This is a genomic window from Romboutsia sp. 1001713B170131_170501_G6, from assembly GCF_015668195.1.
Taxonomy (GTDB): domain Bacteria; phylum Bacillota; class Clostridia; order Peptostreptococcales; family Peptostreptococcaceae; genus Romboutsia_C.
Map to the genome: position 1 here is coordinate 1,041,204 of NZ_JADPFC010000001.1, position 19,546 is coordinate 1,060,749.

The window sequence follows — 19,546 nt, forward strand, 5'->3', positions numbered from 1 at the left end:
GGACCTATCTTACCTTCTGGTCCTTGATCTCCCTTTTCTCCTCTTGGTCCCTGTGGTCCTATCTTACCTTCTGGTCCTGGCTCTCCCTTTTCTCCTCTTGATCCCTGTGGCCCTATCTTACCTTGAGGTCCTTGATCTCCTTTTTCTCCTTTTGGCCCTTGTGGACCTATTTTACCTTCTGGTCCTTGATCTCCCTTTTCTCCTCTTGGTCCCTGTGGTCCTATCTTACCTTCTGGTCCTGGTTCTCCCTTTTCTCCTCTTGGTCCTTGTGGTCCTATCTTGCCTTCTGGTCCTGGTTCCCCTTGTTCTCCTCTTGGCCCCTGTGGTCCTACCTTACCTTCTGGCCCTTGTTCTCCTTGTTCTCCTCTTGGCCCCTTTCCTACTATTTCTCTTTTATATTTTTCATACGTACTATCCATAACTTTAGAATTATTACATTCTATATCATTACTTGATGAACTACCGCTGGATGATTTGCCATTTTTCTTATCGTATTTATTTACTTCATAATTATCAACTGATTTTGAATATGAAGCATACCTTTTATATTTATCCAACACGCTCTCCTCCTTACCTACTCTCAATTATATAATATCTTTCTATCACTATAATTTATATGCTATAAATATAATCTTAAATTCTTAAAATATTACTAAAACAAGTATTAATATTTTATATTTATACTTGTTTTTTATATTCTAAATACATCAATTCCTTTTATATGCCAAGTATATTTATATAATTTCTACAGCCATATACAGTTGATACTTTATATTCTTTATCTGCCTCGCAATTTGATTTATAGTAATATCTTATAAAGGGGTACTCCATACCGTCATCATCTATAATAGGCGTATCCCATGATTTACCAAAATCAAAAGATTTACTTATATTTAAATTTCCATATTCTATCCATTGCATATGTAACACATTTTTATGTTCTATTATATGAGGAATATTACAAGCTGAGGATTTATTTACATATACACTGTCATTTATCAATATGCCTTCTTTGTTTAAATCAACTCTTTTATAGATTGGTTGGTATTTACTAGAATTGTTTTCTGAATATGCTATATGGTACGTATTGTTTGTTCCTTTTGTAACTGATAAATGGATTTTTTCTTTGTTTGAATTGGTTATTTGTATTGGATTATACCAAATTGAGTTTTCATGATTTAAAGTACACAAAAATACTTCCTCGTATCCTTTTACTACTTTAAAGTAAAACACACTTATGTTGGTATTATCACATATTACAGTAAAATTATTTATATCTTCATATCCGAATATATCTATAATTGACATTATATCTTCTTTATCTCTTTTTATATTATGAACTAATTTGTATAATTTACTTTTATTATCCTTTAAATAATATATGATATGAATATCTTTACCTATCTTACTTATATATGGAAAGCTTATTGTATATTTAGAATTATCATAATTAATAATACTAGCTTTATTTATTTTATCATTATTTATGTCTATTTTAATTAAGCTTCCTTGCATATCATCATATATTCCATATATATTATCTTGTTTATCTATATCAAACCATATATATGTAATTCCTTTTATATTATCAATTACTTTACTTGAAGATATTAACTCGAAGTTTGAATCAAAATTTGCTATATTAATTCCATTATTAAAAAATATCTTTGATATACACTTATCTGATTTTCTTATTAATATCTCAGTATTTTGTATAAATGTCATTCTACCCCCTCCTTAATAATACTACAATATATTCATATAGATAATATTTATACCTTGTTAAAAAATATTTTATTTAGATACAAGCTGTAACAATTACTCTTTTATTTCATATCATAAGGGTAAGAAGATTAAAATCTTTTTATAAATTAATATAATTGGGAGGATATTTATAGATGGATGACTTTAGAGGTTTGACAACAAAAAAATTTGTGCCATCAGATTATTGTTCTGACGGATGCTGTAAAGGTTTAAAATGGGATTGTAAGGATACATTATGCTACCCAATATTAACTAATAGAATATTTAGCTGTGCAATTTTAAAAAGTGCAACACTATCAACAATTTTAAGAAATGCCACATTTAAAGTAGTAACACCTTTGACTTATGGTTTAGCTGGTGAAAAAGTATGTATAAAAGAAGTAGTAGGTGTTAAATATAAATGCTTAGGTTTAAGAAATAATTATAGCGATGATCCAAAGCACCCTGATGCTATCCTTAAAGAGTGTTTAGACGATGAAGATTTATGTTTTAAACCTATTAGCGGACCTATTTGCTCTTGTAAAGGTCATGGGGGTTCCCCTCAAAAATTATACAACGAATATATATCAAAAGAAAAATTTCAAAAGCACTATTGTATAGATGATATTTGTAATACTAAAGGTTGTGATGATGAATCAGAAGGAATTAAGATAAAAATATATCATAATGATGTAGAATATTACGTATGTGATTTTAAGGTAATAGTAAAGGCTCAATTAAAAGACTGTCCAGATAAAGAGTTTTTAGGTGTATTTGAAATTCCTGGTCTTACAAAGTTAAGTGCTCCTATAGATCTTCATCATCTTAATACAACAGGTTTAGGGCTTTCATCTCCTTATTTCTACGGTAACCTATGTGTTCCTTTTGAAAGAGACTCTTTAATTTACAAAAAATTTGATGGTAAATTTAAGGTAGATTGTGTTACTAGAGCTAGTGAATTATGCCCTATATATAGTTCTTCTAGTTTAGAAAACTCTGAGTCTGATTCTGGTGAATCAGAAAACTCTGAGGTTAGTTCTAGTGAATTAGTAAACCTTAAATCTGGTCCTAATAAATATAAATTTAAAGCTGATATAGTATTATGCTTTAGCCCTAAAGAAACTGTATATACTATAATAAAAGATGTAATAGGTGTAAAAGGAACTCTTGATATAGAATGCGATTGCGATATTTCACAACCTGGTAATAATGATTGTTGTGATAATCACCATGGTTGTCACGATTCAAAACCATGTAAGTGTGGATCTTCTGATACCTATGACGAGATTGAAGATTAATTAATAAAAACTATTAATAGATAATAAAAAGATAGCGTGGTAATTATCACGCTATCTTTTTTATCTATTAAACTATATCTACTAAGAAGTCATAAAATTATTTTTTTGACTTTGCTATATTCACTAATTTACTAGTTATATCTTATATATGTTTAATTAGTCATCTTTATTGAAATATGTTTATGCTTATATAAACTATAAATATTTTAAAATAGGTACAAATCCACTCATACTTTAATAATATAATATATACCAAAAATCTACTTTAGGGGTGAATTACATGAATGAAATTGTAAAAGTTAGCGACCTGTGTCAAACTTTTTACACAAAAGACGGAGAACTAGAAGTTCTAAAAGACATAAGTTTCTCCCTAAACGAAGGACAAATTCTAACTCTACTTGGACCTAGTGGTTCTGGAAAATCAACTATACTAAATATATTAACAAAACTTTTAAAACCTACTAGTGGGGATATTAATATAAATGGAAATATAGGATATATGTTTCAAAAAGACCATTTACTTGAGTGGAGAAATATAATCGATAATATAACAATTGGACTTGAAATCCAAAATATAAAAACTGATAAAAATATATCTCGTATTGAAAATTTATTAAAAACTTATGGTCTTTGGGAATATAGATATATGTACCCAAAAGAACTTTCAGGAGGAATGAGGCAGAGGGTATCTCTTATTCGTACTCTATCTGTAAATCCAGATATATTACTTTTAGATGAACCTTTTTCAGCCCTTGATTACCAAACAAGGATTTTAGTTAGTGATGATGTTTATAAAATAATTAAAAATGAGAATAAGTCTGCTATATTAGTAACTCATGATATAAGTGAAGCTATATCAATGTCAGACAAAGTAGTAGCACTATCTAAACGACCTGCAACTGTTAAAAATGTATATAACATAGACCTAAGACAAAATGAAGATTTAACACCTCTTCAAACCAGAAAAGTTCCTGATTTTCAAAAATACTTTGACATACTATGGAAGGAGCTAGATAGTGATGAGATTAAGTAAAGATTCAGATGGATATAAAAATTACCTAAAAAATGTTAAAAAAGAAAAAACTAAAATTCTTTTATATCAGATATTAATATTTGCAGGATTTTTAATTCTTTGGGAAGTACTTGCTAATCTAAATATAATAAATACATTCCTATTTAGCAAACCTAGTGATATATACTCGCTTTTTATAAGCTATGTTCAAAATGGTCAACTTCTAACTCATGTTGGAATATCAGTATATGAAACTCTACTTGGTTTAGTTATAGGTACAGTGCTTGGAATATTAGTTGCAATAGCACTTTGGTGGTCTGAAAAATTATCAAAAATTTTAGACCCATTTTTAGTTATATTAAATGCTCTTCCTAAAACAGCTCTAGCTCCTATTATTATAGTTTGGGCAGGTGCTGGTATTGAAGGTATTGTAGTTACTGCTGTTACTATATCTGTTGTTGTTACTATACTCTCTGCTTATAATTATTTTATAAATGTTGATGAAGAAAAAATTAAAATGTTAAGAAGTTTTGGTGCTACTAAGTCACAAATATTATTTAAACTCATAATCCCTTCTAATATTGGTAATTTAATAAATCTTACTAAGATAAATATAGGTATGGCTTGGGTTGGTGTTATAGTTGGTGAGTTCTTAGTATCAAGAGCTGGTATTGGTTATTTGATAGTTTATGGAAGCCAGGTATTTAAGTTAGATTTGGTTATGATGGGAGTATTTGTACTTGCTTTTTGTGCTTGGATTATGTATGCTATTTTAAATCTTATAGAAAAGTTTTATAATTCCAGAAGATAAATAATCATGTTTAAATATACCTATTACAAAAACACCTCGTTTCAAAACGAAACGGAGGTGTTTTTATATTTTAGTATAAAATTGTTTAAAGTATATTTTTATCTTTTTATCATATTAGAAACTTCTTTAACTATACCTTCATTTCCATTTCCTCCAACCTGAGTTAGAGATTTTATAGTTTTATTTCCTAAAACTTCTTTTTGTTTATCATTTAATTTATCACTACCTATTAATATAGGAGCATTTTCTTTAGATGCAACAACCCCTAATGCTAGTGCATCTACTAAATCTTGTTCTCTATTCATTCCATTTTTGGCTACAAATAAATTTTTTATTTCTATATCTTTATAGAAGTTATCTATTATCATAGCATTAGTTTCATCTCTGTCTATTCCACCTATTCTTTGTGGATTTGGAAGTGTTTTTGCTATATCTTCTGATATAGATCCTTCTTTTCCTATTACATAAGATTTTGTTATTTGTTCATCCTTTATAAATTCATCAAATACTTTAGTTCCATTAGTATCAGACGCTAATAATATAGGCATATTTTTATTTGCTGCAACTGGTGCTATACTTACTGCATCACTAAGTCCTCTTACCCCATTTACTACTACTACTTCACTTACATCACCTAGTTTTTTAGCTATTTTTAATGAAGTTTCATATCTATCTTTTCCACTTATTCTTTCAGTAGTTAAATTCATAGTTTTAAGTTCATTAACAACATTTTCATTAACAACGCTATCTCCACCTACTATGTATACATTTTTAGCACCTAATCTTTGTATTTCAGCTTTAGTTTCGTTGCATAACTTAGAACTTTCTGTTAATAATACTGGAGCATCCTTAAGTTTTGCAAATGGTGTTGCGCTAAGTGCATCTGACATAGCATTTGAATTTACTAATACAACATTGTCTGCCTTTTCAAATCCACTTAAGCTTATTTTAGTTGCAGTATGATATCTATTTTCCCCAATTAATTTTTCTATTACTGATGTTATTCTACCTTCAACTTTAGGTGATACAGTACCAATTTTCTCTAAATATTTTATTAAAGCCTCATCTAAGCCACTGTATTCGTTTATTATTGGCTCATCGTTAAAACATGGATAATCATCTCCACCAACTGCCATGAAATCGTTAGTAGCTACTGTATATTTTTTATTCATATCTACTTTTTCATTATTTATAGTTATATCTACTACTCTATTTCCTACTTCATTTCTAGGATCTACTACTATTTTCATTCCACCTATATGTGTAAATGAACCTGCTGGTGTTCCATAGTCTTTAACTCCGTGTTCTAATACTTTTTTTATTTGAGCTCCAGTTAATTCTTTTGTTACTATGTAGTTTCCAAAAGGAAGAACTTTTATTACCTCTCCTTTACTTATATCTCCTATATTTATACTATCTCTTATTCCTCCACCATTAGTTATAGCTACATCTGCATTAGTTTCTGAAATCATTGCATCTGTTATAAGGTTTCCTAAGTTAGTTTCTTTAGTTCTAACATTTTCCCTTCTTCCTTCTAAATGAACATCCGTATTCCCTACATTGGCAGATAATATTTTATCTTGAGCTTCTTCTATTTCTTTTATTTTATTTTCAACAACACTATCTGAGGATATCTTACTTGCTTGTTCTTTAGTAATATGACTTGCATTTGCATTAACAACTTCATGCTTTCCATTTACACTAGATACCTCTAACTCTACTTTCCCTATATTCTGCATATATTCTCCAGTACTAACTATTAAAGTATCCTTTACTTTTTTACCATTTGGTAAATTTGAATGGCTATGTCCATCTACTATAACATCTATACCTTTTACTTCATTTGCTATGTCTATAGTTGTCGGATCGCTAGATTCATCTATTCCAACATGTGCAAGCCCTACTATTACTTCTGCACCATTTTTTTCTAGATCCTCAACTTGTTTTTTTGCCATTTGAACTGGATCTTCAAATTTTAATCCTTTAACATTATTAGGATTTGTTTTGTATGCAGTTTCTGGAGATGATAGTCCAAATATACCTAATTTAACTCCATTTATTTCTTTTATAGCATTTGGTGTAAATACACTTTTACCATCTTTAGTTACATTTGATGATAAAACCCTCATCTTTTGTTGTCCATTTGTTAATTCAAGTTTTTTAACAAGTTCTAATAATCTCTCATAACCATAGTTAAAGTCATGATTTCCTGGTGTCATAAAATCATATCCTGCTGCATTCATTAAATCAACTGCATCTTGACCTTTATTTAATGTTACAAATGGTAAACCATGGATTGTATCTCCTGCATCTAATAACAATGAATTTGGAGTTTGTTTTTTTATACTTGATAATACATCTACTCCTATTGTCTTATCATTTTTAACAAATCTACCATGTATGTCATTAGTATGAAGTATTGTTATTTTTTTATTTTCTTCTAATGCCCTTACTTCTGATGGATATAACATTGGTATTGATAATCCTAGTACTAATGCTAATGATGTCACTTTTCTTAAATTTAGTTTTTTACTCATTTTATCCTCCCCAAGATATATGATTATATATTATATAAACTATATAAATATTTTAATAGTTTATAATAAAACTTAATTATATAAGGTAAACTTATATTAAATTTTTATTTTAATTACCATAAGCTTTAACTACTTTTACCCTTTTTTACATATTTTAAATAATTTAATATTCAAATCATTTGTATAATATTTAATTATATAGTATAACATTTTTAATATTTAGTAAACATTTTTCACCTAAATTTGCTAATATTTTGTTTTTTATGCATAATTTCTTTTATATAGTACACTTTTTATCTTTACATTAACAAATGAAAATAAAAAATACCCACTAGGTTATATAACCTAGTGGGTATTTTTTATTTTCATATATTTAACTTATGAATATACAGTCATACTTTCTTTTTCTTCTTTTTGTTTCTTCTTTAATCTAATATTTGGCTCACTTGGTAAACCAAACTTAGGAATAAATTTATCAAGTCCAGTTAATGTTAATATAAGTATAGATCCAACTGTAACGTATGCCATAACATTGTATTTTATTATATCAAATGCTACGAATTGATGAAGTGGATACACAGCTGTTAGTATACCTAAATAGAACCCTATATAAACATGCCATGGTATTAATTGAGAACCAAATACCCCTAGAGAACTAGAAAAAGTAGCATTTCTTAAACGTAGTTGATATAAATCTTCTTCACTACCCTCTACATTATTTTCAACTAATTCTTTAGTTATAGGTCCTACTGTAACAATTTGTGCCATTTCATCTGCAAGTGCAGCATTTCCTACTAAACATAATAAACCATTCATAAACATTAATTGTTTTACATTTCTAGCAAGGAACATAACTAAATTTGATAGTGGTTCAAAAGCCTTCATCTTAGACATTATTCCCCCAAATGCTCCAACCCACATCATCATTACTATAACCCAAGAACCTGCGTCTGCAAATCCACTCATCATCAATTTTAAAAATCCGTTTAAAGAATCTACAGTTCCTGCAAAAATTCCAAATATAAATGATGATACTATACCAACAGATAAACATGCTAATGTAGGTAAACCTTTAATAGCTACTGCTAAAACAAGTAATAATGGTATTGCCATATAGTATGGCACTCCTGTTTTTACTTGATTTAAAAGTTCTACTGCTGATGGTCTTTCAACCCCTAAATCAGTCATTACTTGAGCTGGTATTTGATCTATTGCTAGTGCAGCATTTGCAGATTCTGTTGGTAACCCCATAGACATACTTAATCCATATATAAATATTATAGATATTATTAAGCATACTATAGACCATGGTCCTTGAGATTTGATTCTATCTATTACTTCAACACCTTGCATACCAGAACTTACAACTGTTGTATCTGATATAAGCCCTATATTGTCTCCAAAACAAGCTCCTCCAGCTATAGATGCAGTTGTCAATAATATACTACCACCAACCATATGGTTTAACCATAAAAATATTGGAGCACATGCTGCAAAAGTTCCCCATGAAGTTCCAGTAGCTACTGAAAGTATACCAGTAACTATAAATGCAACAACTGCAACAGTTCTACCTGTTACTCCTAGAGAAAGTGCTATATTAACTATCGAAGCGCCAACTCCTGTAGCCATAAATGCTTCTGCCATAGCATAAGCAAGCATTAATATAAAGAAAACTAAATTTAAATGTTTTACATTGTCAACTGCACAGTCAACTAAATCATTAAATTTAAGCTTATCTGTTATTGATGCTACAATAAATGCATATATTGTAGCTATTGGAGCTGCTATTAAGCAGTCCATACCCGAAATCATTAGACCTGCCAGCATAAATACTGGTGAAAATTTTAATAGTCCAATCCAAAACCCCATAAAATGAGCCCCCTTGATATAATGTATAATTGATAATGTATTTAATTTAGGTTAAACCTAACACTATCCAGTAACTTTTCAGACTTATACATTATATCCTAATGCATAAGTCTGTTAATTTTAACCACAAAGCACTACTTATATTTTGGTTACTTAGAAAATATTGTTACATCCTATAAATAAACATTATACTTATTCTAATTGTCATTATGTTATGTCAGTTTTTGTTTAATTTTATATAACATTTCTATAAATTTTTAATTATTTTCATCAGATGCTGTAGTATAATAATTTCCTCGGTTGATTTATAAATATATGATTTTCATTATACTAAGTTTCTATTTACTAACTCAGTTACAAAGAAACTTCCTACATCTTGTGCAAATTTACCTGGACCAAATCCTGCATCATATCCTAATTCTTTTGCAAGTTCATGACTTATTCTTGGTCCACCACAAAGAAGTACTACTTTATCACGTAAACCTTCAGCTTCTAATAATTCTACTAAGTTAGTTAAGTTTTCTATATGAACATTTTTTTGAGTTACAGTTTGAGAAACTAATAATACATCAGCTTTAAGTTCTACTGCTTTTCTTATAAACTCTTCATTAGGAACTTGACTTCCTAAGTTATAAGCTTCTATTCCTTCATATCTTTCTAGTCCATAGTTTCCTGCATAACCTTTCATATTCATTATTGCATCTATTCCAACTGTATGTGCATCAGTTCCTGTACTTGCACCTACTACTACTATATCTCTTTTTATATTTTCTTTTATATACTCTTCTATTTCATATTTATCCATAGTATCTTCTTGTGCTACTTCTACATGTATATCTTCGTAGTTTACACCTTTTTCTAAACTTCCATATACAACATAGAAAGTAAATTCACTATCAAGTGCTTTATGATGTGCTACATTTATATCACTAAGCCCCATATTTTTAGCTGTAAGTTTTGCTGCTTCTATACCTTTTTCATCATCTTTTATTGGTAATGTAAAACTTACTTGTACTTTAGCATCGTTTAATGTGTCTCCATAAGGTTTTAAATTTTTTAAATCAAGGTTTTTATCATATTCCTTATTGTCCATAGAATATAGTCCGCTCATTAACAATTCCCTCCTAATACTAACTCTTTTTCTAACATTAGTTCTATAAATGGATTGAAGTACATAGCTTCTTTCATAACAACTCCATCAAGACCTTTTCCCCCATCTATTGGTCTTTTTATACCTGCAAATTTACCTTGTTCTAATGTTTTAAATAATCCATCTTTTTCTATTTGAGAAATTAATTCATATGCATTGTTTAAAACTTCATTAACTCTATTACACATTATTCCATCTTTTTTAAACTCTATTTCACTTCCTAGATCTTTCATAGTATTAAATATATACTTAGCATTGTCTATTGAAAGTGCTCTATCTGATATAAATGGAGTATGAATTGCTTCTGTAAGCATTCCTAATAAGTGTAATTTTTGATCTGTCATTATAGTTACCATATTAAATAATGCATCTTGTACTTGACCTTTAAATATATCACCAGTCATAAACTTAGTTGGTGGCATATACTTAAGAGGTGCTTTAGGGAATATTTCTCTAGCCATTTGAGCTTGAGCTAATTCATATAAGAATCCATTTTCAACATCAGGGCTTATTTCAAATGCATGTCCAAGTCCCATTTGTTCTTCAGGCAATCCTGCAACTAATGCAAATTGTTCATTTATAAATTGAGATGCAAGTACAGTATGCGCTTCTTCTACTGCATCTGCTGTTGTTAAGTAGTTATCTTCACCAGTGTTTATTATAACTCCGGCAAATCCATTTATTATTCTTGAGAAGTATTGGTCTATCATTGTTCTTTTCATATTTATATCTCTAAATAATATTCCATATAAAGCATCATTTAGCATAACGTCTAATCTATTTTGTGCTCCTAGTGCTGCTATTTCTGGCATACATAATCCTGAACAGTAGTTGCAAAGTCTTATGTATCTTCCAAGTTCAGCTCCAACCTTATCAAGTGCTTCTCTCATTAATCTGAAGTTTTCACCTGTTGCATAAGTTCCTCCAAATCCTTCAGTCGTAGCACCATATGGAACATAGTCAAGTAAACTTTGTCCAGTTGTTCTTATAACTGCGATTATATCTGCCCCTTGCTTTGCAGCTGCTACAGCTTGAGTTATATCTTCGTATATATTTCCTGTAGCTACTATTACATATAAGTATGGTCCACTTTTATCTCCATACTCATTTAAAAATTCTTCTCTTTTATTTCTATTTGCCTTTATTTGATCTACACTTTGTTTAGCTATTTCATTTATTTTAAGCTTAACATCAAATACATCATGCTCTTTAAGGGCACATAGATCTAATTCTCCTTGTGATACTTTTTGTGCTATCTCTTGTGGAGTAAGTCCTGTATTTATCATAGCATTACCTATATAATAAGCAACTCCCATACCTAAAGAGCCATTGTTTGAGTTTTTGATGCTATCTACAACTACGTTTGGAAGTGGCACACCAAACTCATCTACTCCATCTACGCCAAGTAGTCTAAGTATACTTCTTTCAACTGTTACTGTAGTGTGTTTGTTTATAAATTCTTGTGTATCTAACACTATATTACGCGCTGATTCACGAGCTTTTTCCACTATACTAAAATCTAAATTTAACTTACTCATATTAATCCCCCTTAAGCTTTATTTACTTAGTTTGTCAGCTATATCTACAAGCTTTATTTATTTACTTAGCTTATTAGCTATATCTACTATTTCATTGTCTAATCCTAATAATCTACATATATTTATAGCATCTTTTGGAACTTTAGTTTCTTTACTTACTTTCTCTAATCTGTAATCCATGTATTCTTGAAGTATTTGTACACCTTTTGAACTTTTGCCTACTCCAATCTTTAAATCTATTTGACGTTTTAAACCATCAAAATCTACATTTTTAAGACCTACTACTTGGTAATAGGTAACATCATCTATATTTATGTCATCTAAATGTGTAGATATTAAACTTATAGAATTGTACTTTTTAAAATATTCACATATTGCTTTTAGTAGTAATCTTCCCTCTATCGGATTGGTTCCTCTTGCAAATTCATCTAATGCGATAAATCCATCCCTTAACTTCATAAGTTTTGTTATTTCTTTTAATTTTATGATCTCTGCTCCAAATGTACTTAGACCTTTATTTATATCTTGCATATCATCACTTATTATATATATAAAGTCTAATACACATAAGTTAGCTTCTTTAGCAAATACATAAAATCCACATTGGAATAAATATAGGTTAAGTGCTATGGTTTTCATACTTACACTTTTTCCACCCATATTAGCACCACTTATTATAGTAATTTTTTTATCTATATCTATGCTTATTGGAATATATTCCTTATTTTGTGAACTTAAAATTGTCTGAAGACTTGGATTTATAAGATCTTTAAAGAAAATTTTATTTTCTTTATTTATACTAGGTTTTATAGCATTATACTTAAGTGCTAAATTTGCCTTAGCAATAAGTAAATCTAATTTCCCTATAGATTTTATATTTTCATTTATATCATTTAAATAGTTATACAACTTTTCACTTAGTGCTTTTCTTATTCTTAACTCTTCTTGTTCTTCATTTACAACAATTTCTAGTCTTTCTTGTTTTAATTTTTCTATGTTATCTTTATCAGTTTCTTTAAATATTTGCTTTTCAATATTTAGCTTATTTTGTCTAATATGTAATAACTTTTTACTATATGCACCATATATTTGAAATGTAGTTAAATTTAATTCATCTGGATCTAACATCTTTACAACTACATCTAAGTTTTTAAAGTTTATATAATCTATATTAATATTCAATTTTAAATAGTTTTTTATTATCTCATTAGTATTTATAGCAAAGTTTTTTATTTCAAACAGTTCTATTTCGTCTAATGCATTTTTCTGTTTTAACCTATTTAGAGTATTTGTTATATTTTTAATTTTACAAAACTCATATTGTATATTATCATACACCATGTCATTTTCTTTTAAGCTATTAATCATATTTTCTATATAATTAAGTTCTTTTATTAATTTTTCACTATTTTCTTTTTTATATATTTTTATATTAGCTTTTTCTTTTTCTCCATATGGTGTAATTGTATTTACTTCGTTTATTATAAATGACTTAATATAATCACCTTCTTGTTTATAAAAGCTTAATTTCTAAACATTCATAACATTAAATACTTTTATATTAGTTTTACTTTGTATACTATCTATAAAATATTTATCATCAAAGCTATATCCTTCTATTGATGTTGGGTTTATACTTAATCCTATTAGATTGACTTTATTTATAACCTTAATACTTCCTTTAAGCTTTATAAACTTATCAAATATTTCCTTATCTAAAAATATCTTTGTACTATCGCTGACCAATATAGTTATATTTTTATAGTTATTACCACTTTTTATAAAGTTGTTTATAAAATTATTAGTAACTATTCCATTTACAACTATATACTTAGTATTTTCATCTACACTATCTATAATTTCTTTAGAAGAATTTAGAGTTGTATTTATATTTAGGCATTTGTATGAATAATCTTTATTTACTAAGCTAATCTTATATTCTTTTATATTTTCATAAATTTCATAGAATTTAACATCATTTACTTTTTCAAGATTTAATATATTAGCTTCATATATTATCTTTTCTATTGCCTTATTTATATCTTTATTTATTACAGCTCCACTACAAAATATTGTAGAATCTGTTATAGATGGTGAGCCTAGCGTTTTTCTAGATAAAGCCCCATCAACTATACTTAAGTCTGCACCATAGTGATTTAATCTTTCACATATGTACTTTATTTGAGTGTTTATAGATGGACCTGCAAGTTCTATATATCCATCGCTTAAGGATCTAAATATAACTATATTTCCTAGTGGTGTTGTTATATTTGTAAGTTCTAGAATTTCTTTGGTTATATCACTACTTAAAGCTAAACTATTAGCTGTAGCTATTATAGTATTTTTATTTACATATATTCTAGGTTTATCAGTTTTAGTGACAACATCTACCCCTTCTCCATCTACACCTATTGATGTAAGTCCTAGTATTATATTTTTATTTATACACTCTTTTAATATGTAATTTAAAGTAGTAGTTTTACCTACGTTTTTGTAATTTCCTATAATAGACATACTCTTATATTTTAATATTTCATTTAATATATCCATAATTATATCCTTAAAAATTTAATCTAAGCGATGTAGATTTTAATAATTTTTCTAAAAGATATTATAGGTAATATTACCTATAATATCTTTTAGTGTTAGTTTTTATTAACCTAATTGAGTACTTAACTCTCTTTTCTTTCTATCTAATTCAGTTGGCTCAAGTACCATTCTTTCATTATTTAAAAGACCTGCTACCCCTACCTTATGAACTTCTTTTTCACCTTTGCAAACTTCACATTCACATGTATGCTTATAGTTTGTTGGCTCTGTATAAGTAGTTATAACCCCTTCAAAGTTTCTAAGTATTACTTTATCGTAACTTTGAGATATTACATAGTTTGGCATAACTGGAGTTTTACCTCCACCACCTGGTGCATCTACAACAAATGTTGGTACACAGTATCCTGATGTATGTCCTCTTAATCCTTCTATTATTTCTATACCTTTAGATACTGGAGTTCTAAAGTGCTCTATTCCATTAGATAAATCACATTGATAGATGTAGTATGGTCTAACTCTTATTTTTACTAAATCATTAACTAATTTCTTCATTACGTGCATGCAATCGTTTACCCCACGTAGTAAAACACTTTGATTTCCTAAAGGTATACCTGCATCTGCCATCTTTTTACAAGCTTCTATAGATTCTTTAGTTATTTCATTTGGATGATTAAAGTGAGTGTTTAACCATACTGGATGATATTTCTTAAGCATATTCACTAAATTATCAGTTATTCTTTGTGGCATAACTACTGGAGTTCTACTTCCTATCCTTATTATTTCAACATGTGGTATCTCTCTTAATTTACTTATGATATACTCTAATCTCTCGTCACTCATTAAAAGTGCATCACCACCTGATAATAATACATCTCTTATAACTGGAGTATTTCTTATATATTCTATAGCCTTATCTATTCTATCAACTGGTTGAGCTCCATCATTTTGTCCAGCAAATCTTCTTCTTGTACAGTGTCTACAATACATTGCACATTGATCTGTTATTAAAAGTAATGCTCTATCTGGATATCTATGAGTAAGTCCTGGTACTGGTGAATCTCCATCTTCATGAAGTGGATCATCTAAATCAGCTTCAGAAACTTTAAGTTCACTTGCAACTGGTATAGCTTGCTTTCTTATTGGATCATTTGCATTAGTTGGATCTATTAATGATAAATAGTATGGTGTGATACTCATTCTAAGAGTTTTAAGACATTCCTTAACTCCTTCTTCTTCACTTTCTGTAAGTGGTATATATTTTTTTAATTCTTCAACTGTTGTTATTCTATTTTTTACTTGCCAAGTCCAATCATTCCATAATTCATTGCTAACATCCGTAAATATTTTTCTTTCCATAATCTCCACCCCTTATATTTTATACGTATAATTTTTTGAATATATTTCTTATTGTTTCACTTTCTCTTAAAGCTGCTATTGTAACATCTGCATGACCTTTAGTGTATCCATTTCCTATTATCATATCTACATCTTTACCTACACCTTCAGCTCCAAGTGCTGCTTTTGTAAATGCTGTTGCCATTGAGAAGAAGTATACTACTCCACCATCTCTAACAGGTAGTATTGTGCTCATTTCTGTATTTTGGACATTTACACAGTTTATAGCTAAATCTACCTCTTTTCCTTCATTAACTTCTAATACATTCTTAAGTACTTCATTAGGATTTTGTGCATCTACAGCTATAACTTCATCTACAAGGTTATTTTCTTTTAAGAATGCTTTTTGTTTTTCATCTCTAACAAGTCCTATTACTCTACCATTTTTTCCAGCTTTCTTTTTAGCCTCATAACAGCAAAGCATTCCAGATTTACCAGCAGCTCCAAGTATTAAAACACTATCTCCTTCTTTAACTAACTTTTGTGTTTGAGCAGGAGCTCCGGCAACATCAAGAGCAGCTAATGCTAAGTTTTCTTCCATATCTGTTGGTAACTTTGCATATATACCACTTTCAAATAATATAGCTTTTCCTTTTATTTCAACTCTATCTATATCTGCTTTTATGTCTATTATTTCATCTATTTTTAATGGAGTTAATGATAATGATACAAGCGTAGCTATCTTATCTCCTATTTGTAAATCTGTTTTTCCTACTAAATCAGATCCTATTTTTTCTATTGTTCCTATTAACATCCCACCAGAACCAGTAACTGGGTTTTGCATTTTTCCTTTCTCTTCTACTATTTCTAATATTCTTGACTTTATTTTTTCTATATCATGGTTGCACTCTTCTTCTATTTGAGTAAAGCTTGCTGAATCTATGTTTAAAGCTTGAACATCTATTAATATTTCATTATCATAAATATTCATATCATTGTTTATTTTTTTAGCTGGTTGTGGAAGTACATTTTCTCCTATAACTCTGTGTGTTCCGTATTTACATCCTTTCATGACTAATCCCCCTTATTATACTGTTTGTGCTTGCATATATACTAAATCATCAGATATTATTAAATCTGCATCTGTCATTTCCCTTAATTCTTCAATTGTTACATCTTCACTTATTTCTCTTACAACTAAGCCTTCTTTTGTTACTTCCATAACAGCAAGTTCAGTTATTATCATATCAACTACACCTTTTGCAGTTAATGGAAGAGTACACTCTTTAAGTATCTTAGATTTACCTTTTACAGTGTGTAGCATTGCGACTATAACCTTTTTAGCTCCAACTACTAAATCCATAGCTCCACCCATACCTGGAACCATTTTTCCAGGTACTATCCAGTTAGCTAAATTTCCATGTTGATCTACTTCTAAAGCTCCTAAAACTGTTACATCCACATGTCCTCCTCTTATAAGGCCAAAAGACATTGATGAATCAAAGAAAGCTCCTTCTTCATTTATAGTTACAAATTGACCACCTGCATTAGTTATATATGGATCTACTTCATCTTCATTAGCAACTCTACCCATACCAACCATTCCATTTTCTGATTGGAAAATTACATTTATGCCTTCTTCTATGTAGTTTGCAGTTAATGTTGGAAGTCCTATCCCTAAATTTACTAATTGATTATTTTCAAATTCTTTAGCCACTCTTTTAGCTATAATCTCTTTAGGATTCATTTATTTTGCCTCCTTTATTATGTAATCTACTACTACACCTGGAGTCATTATCATCTCTTTATTTAAACTTCCTACTTCTACTACTTCTTCAGCCTCAACTATTACTAAGTCACTTGCCATAGCTATCATTGGGTTAAAGTTTTTAGTAGTTCCTTTATAAACTGTATTTCCAAATGTATCTACTAGGCTACCTTTCACAAGTGCTATGTCTGCTCTTAATGGTAGTTCTAATAAATATTCTTTGTCATTTACAGTTATCTTTTCTTTATTTTCTTCAACTAAAGTTCCAACTCCTGTTGGAGTTAATATTCCGCCTAAACCAAATCCCCCTGCTCTTACTCTTTCTATAAGAGTTCCTTGTGGAGATAATTCAACTTCTAGTTTACCTTCATTCATTAATCTTCCTGTTTCTGCATTTGTTCCTATATGAGAGGCTATAACCTTTTTAACTTGGTTATTTACTATCAGTCTTCCTATTCCCTTATCCACAAAAGAAGTATCATTTCCTATTATAGTTAAATTTTTAGCACCAGATTCTATCAGTGAATCTATAAGAATTTCCCCTGTTCCACAGCCTAAAAATCCACCTATCATGATAGTCATATCATCTTTAAAAAGATCTTTTAGTGTTTCTAAAGATACAACTTTACTCATTTTAGCTTCCCCCTAAATTGTTTAAGCTTCTTGTGTGCTTAATATATTTGCTTTCAAACCTAGTATTTCACGAGCTTCTTTAGGTGTTGCTACTTCTCTTCCAAGCTCTTTTACTATATTTGCAGCTTTTTTAACTAATTCTCCGTTTGATGATGCTGGGACTCCTTTTTTCATATATACATTATCTTCAAATCCTACTCGAATATGTCCACCTAATAATATACTTAAAGCCACCATATCAAATTGAGATCTTCCTATTCCACTTACTGTAAATGTAGCATTTTCAGGTATGCTTTCTCTCATAAACATTAAATCTCTATAAGTTGCGCTTATACCTCCATTAACTCCCATTACAAAATTAAAGTGCATATTATCATTTATAAATCCTTTTTTGTTAAGCCTAAGAGCCATATCTATCATCCCCTTATCAAATACTTCTATTTCTGGCTTAACATTTAATTCTATCATTTTCTTTCCGAACTCTTTTATAGTATTTTCAGTGTTCACAAAGATTTCATCTCCACCAAAGTTACAAGTTCCGCAATCTAGAGTTGCCATTTCAGGAGATAGATTTACTGGTTGAATTCTTTCTTCATTGCTCATTCCAACTGCTCCTCCAGTTGAAGGTTGAACAATTGCATCAGGACAAGCAACCTTTATAGCTTCTATACATTCTTTAAATCTATTTATATCTTGTGTTGGAGTTCCATCATCTTTTCTTACATGAAGATGTATTATACTTGCTCCAGCATCATAAGCAGACTTTGCTTCTCTTACTATTTCTTTAACAGTATATGGAACATTTGGATTATGTTCTTTTGTTACCTCTGCACCACATATAGCTGCAGTTATTATAACCTTTTGCATATTAAAGTTTCCCCCTAAGTAACTATAATCTTTGTTTGTCTTTAGGCACTACACAAGTTCCACTAGCTTTACATACTACTATTGGATTTTCTAAAACTTCTGCTGCTGATTCATTTATATCAGTTCTTGGTACTATAACTTTTCTAGCTTCAAATATCATCTTTCTTGAGCTATTTCCTACATTAACTATTTCACCAACTGCTTCTATATAATCACCAGCATATACTGGAGCTAAAAACTCTACACTATCATATGCTTTAAATAATCCTTCATCACCATCATTTTGTATTAGTAATTCAGTAGCTACATCTCCAAATAATTGAAGCATTTTAGCACCATCTACTAAATTTCCACCATAATGAGCGTCATTACTTCCCATTCTTATTCTTATCATTGCTTTCATGTGAAAATCCCCCTTTATGTTTGTTTATATAT

The 19,546-nt window shown here is 29.3% G+C and carries 16 protein-coding genes; 3 read left to right on the forward strand and 13 right to left on the reverse strand.

Annotation, left to right across the window (positions count from 1 at the left end; genetic code table 11):
* Positions 1 to 717: 717 nt before the first annotated feature.
* Complete coding sequence (locus I4U89_RS05245) at positions 718 to 1,725, reverse strand: hypothetical protein (protein ID WP_195939008.1); 1,008 nt, start codon at positions 1,723 to 1,725, stop codon at positions 718 to 720.
* Between the two features lie 173 nt (positions 1,726 to 1,898).
* On the opposite strand from I4U89_RS05245, the gene I4U89_RS05250 reads away from it, so the two are divergent.
* The 3 genes from I4U89_RS05250 to I4U89_RS05260 all read left to right on the forward strand — a co-directional run bounded on the left by I4U89_RS05250 (position 1,899) and on the right by I4U89_RS05260 (position 4,864).
* The gene (locus I4U89_RS05250) at positions 1,899 to 3,041 is read left to right on the forward strand and encodes a hypothetical protein (protein WP_195939010.1); all 1,143 of its coding nucleotides are present in this window, start codon (positions 1,899 to 1,901) and stop codon (positions 3,039 to 3,041) included.
* A gap of 280 nt (positions 3,042 to 3,321) precedes the next feature.
* Positions 3,322 to 4,074, forward strand: a complete 753-nt coding sequence (locus tag I4U89_RS05255; RefSeq protein WP_092925721.1) for an ABC transporter ATP-binding protein — start codon at positions 3,322 to 3,324, stop codon at positions 4,072 to 4,074.
* Positions 4,061 to 4,864 carry an ABC transporter permease gene (locus I4U89_RS05260; RefSeq protein WP_195939012.1) on the forward strand — a complete coding sequence of 268 codons (804 nt, stop codon included), beginning with the start codon at positions 4,061 to 4,063 and terminating at the stop codon, positions 4,862 to 4,864. Before I4U89_RS05255 ends, I4U89_RS05260 begins: the two co-directional genes overlap by 14 nt.
* 98 nt (positions 4,865 to 4,962) lie before the next feature.
* On the opposite strand, the gene I4U89_RS05265 is transcribed toward I4U89_RS05260, so the two are convergent.
* The 12 genes from I4U89_RS05265 to I4U89_RS05320 form a co-directional block, all read right to left on the reverse strand.
* Positions 4,963 to 7,401, reverse strand: coding sequence for a cell wall-binding repeat-containing protein (locus I4U89_RS05265; protein WP_195939014.1), 2,439 nt, complete (start codon positions 7,399 to 7,401; stop codon positions 4,963 to 4,965).
* 378 nt (positions 7,402 to 7,779) lie between these two features.
* Complete coding sequence (locus I4U89_RS05270) at positions 7,780 to 9,270, reverse strand: Na+/H+ antiporter NhaC family protein (protein WP_195939016.1); 1,491 nt, start codon at positions 9,268 to 9,270, stop codon at positions 7,780 to 7,782.
* Positions 9,271 to 9,595: 325 nt separating this feature from the next.
* Positions 9,596 to 10,381: an OAM dimerization domain-containing protein gene (locus tag I4U89_RS05275; protein ID WP_166505470.1), complete on the reverse strand. Its 786-nt coding sequence runs from the start codon at positions 10,379 to 10,381 to the stop codon at positions 9,596 to 9,598.
* Positions 10,381 to 11,958, reverse strand: a complete 1,578-nt coding sequence (locus I4U89_RS05280) for a lysine 5,6-aminomutase subunit alpha (RefSeq protein WP_195939018.1) — start codon at positions 11,956 to 11,958, stop codon at positions 10,381 to 10,383. The genes I4U89_RS05275 and I4U89_RS05280 overlap by 1 nt, the downstream gene beginning before the upstream one ends.
* A 57-nt stretch (positions 11,959 to 12,015) precedes the next feature.
* A complete protein-coding gene (locus I4U89_RS05285; RefSeq protein WP_243279138.1) occupies positions 12,016 to 13,326 on the reverse strand; it encodes a MutS-related protein in 1,311 nt (436 codons plus the stop codon).
* A 162-nt stretch (positions 13,327 to 13,488) separates the two neighbouring features.
* On the reverse strand, positions 13,489 to 14,508 hold the full coding sequence (locus I4U89_RS05290; RefSeq protein WP_195939020.1) for a hypothetical protein: 1,020 nt from the start codon (positions 14,506 to 14,508) through the stop codon (positions 13,489 to 13,491).
* A 105-nt stretch (positions 14,509 to 14,613) separates the two neighbouring features.
* Positions 14,614 to 15,864, reverse strand: a complete 1,251-nt coding sequence (gene ablA, locus I4U89_RS05295; RefSeq protein WP_195939023.1) for a lysine 2,3-aminomutase — start codon at positions 15,862 to 15,864, stop codon at positions 14,614 to 14,616.
* 19 nt (positions 15,865 to 15,883) lie between these two features.
* Positions 15,884 to 16,915 carry a zinc-binding alcohol dehydrogenase family protein gene (locus I4U89_RS05300; RefSeq protein ID WP_195939024.1) on the reverse strand — a complete coding sequence of 344 codons (1,032 nt, stop codon included), beginning with the start codon at positions 16,913 to 16,915 and terminating at the stop codon, positions 15,884 to 15,886.
* A gap of 15 nt (positions 16,916 to 16,930) precedes the next feature.
* On the reverse strand, positions 16,931 to 17,590 hold the full coding sequence (locus I4U89_RS05305; protein ID WP_195939027.1) for a 3-oxoacid CoA-transferase subunit B: 660 nt from the start codon (positions 17,588 to 17,590) through the stop codon (positions 16,931 to 16,933).
* On the reverse strand, positions 17,591 to 18,244 hold the full coding sequence (atoD, locus tag I4U89_RS05310) for an acetate CoA-transferase subunit alpha (protein ID WP_195939029.1): 654 nt from the start codon (positions 18,242 to 18,244) through the stop codon (positions 17,591 to 17,593).
* Positions 18,245 to 18,265: 21 nt separating this feature from the next.
* Positions 18,266 to 19,111, reverse strand: coding sequence for a 3-keto-5-aminohexanoate cleavage protein (locus I4U89_RS05315; RefSeq protein ID WP_195939031.1), 846 nt, complete (start codon positions 19,109 to 19,111; stop codon positions 18,266 to 18,268).
* 22 nt (positions 19,112 to 19,133) lie between these two features.
* Positions 19,134 to 19,514, reverse strand: a complete 381-nt coding sequence (locus I4U89_RS05320) for a hotdog domain-containing protein (RefSeq protein ID WP_195939033.1) — start codon at positions 19,512 to 19,514, stop codon at positions 19,134 to 19,136.
* Positions 19,515 to 19,546: the final 32 nt, after the last annotated feature.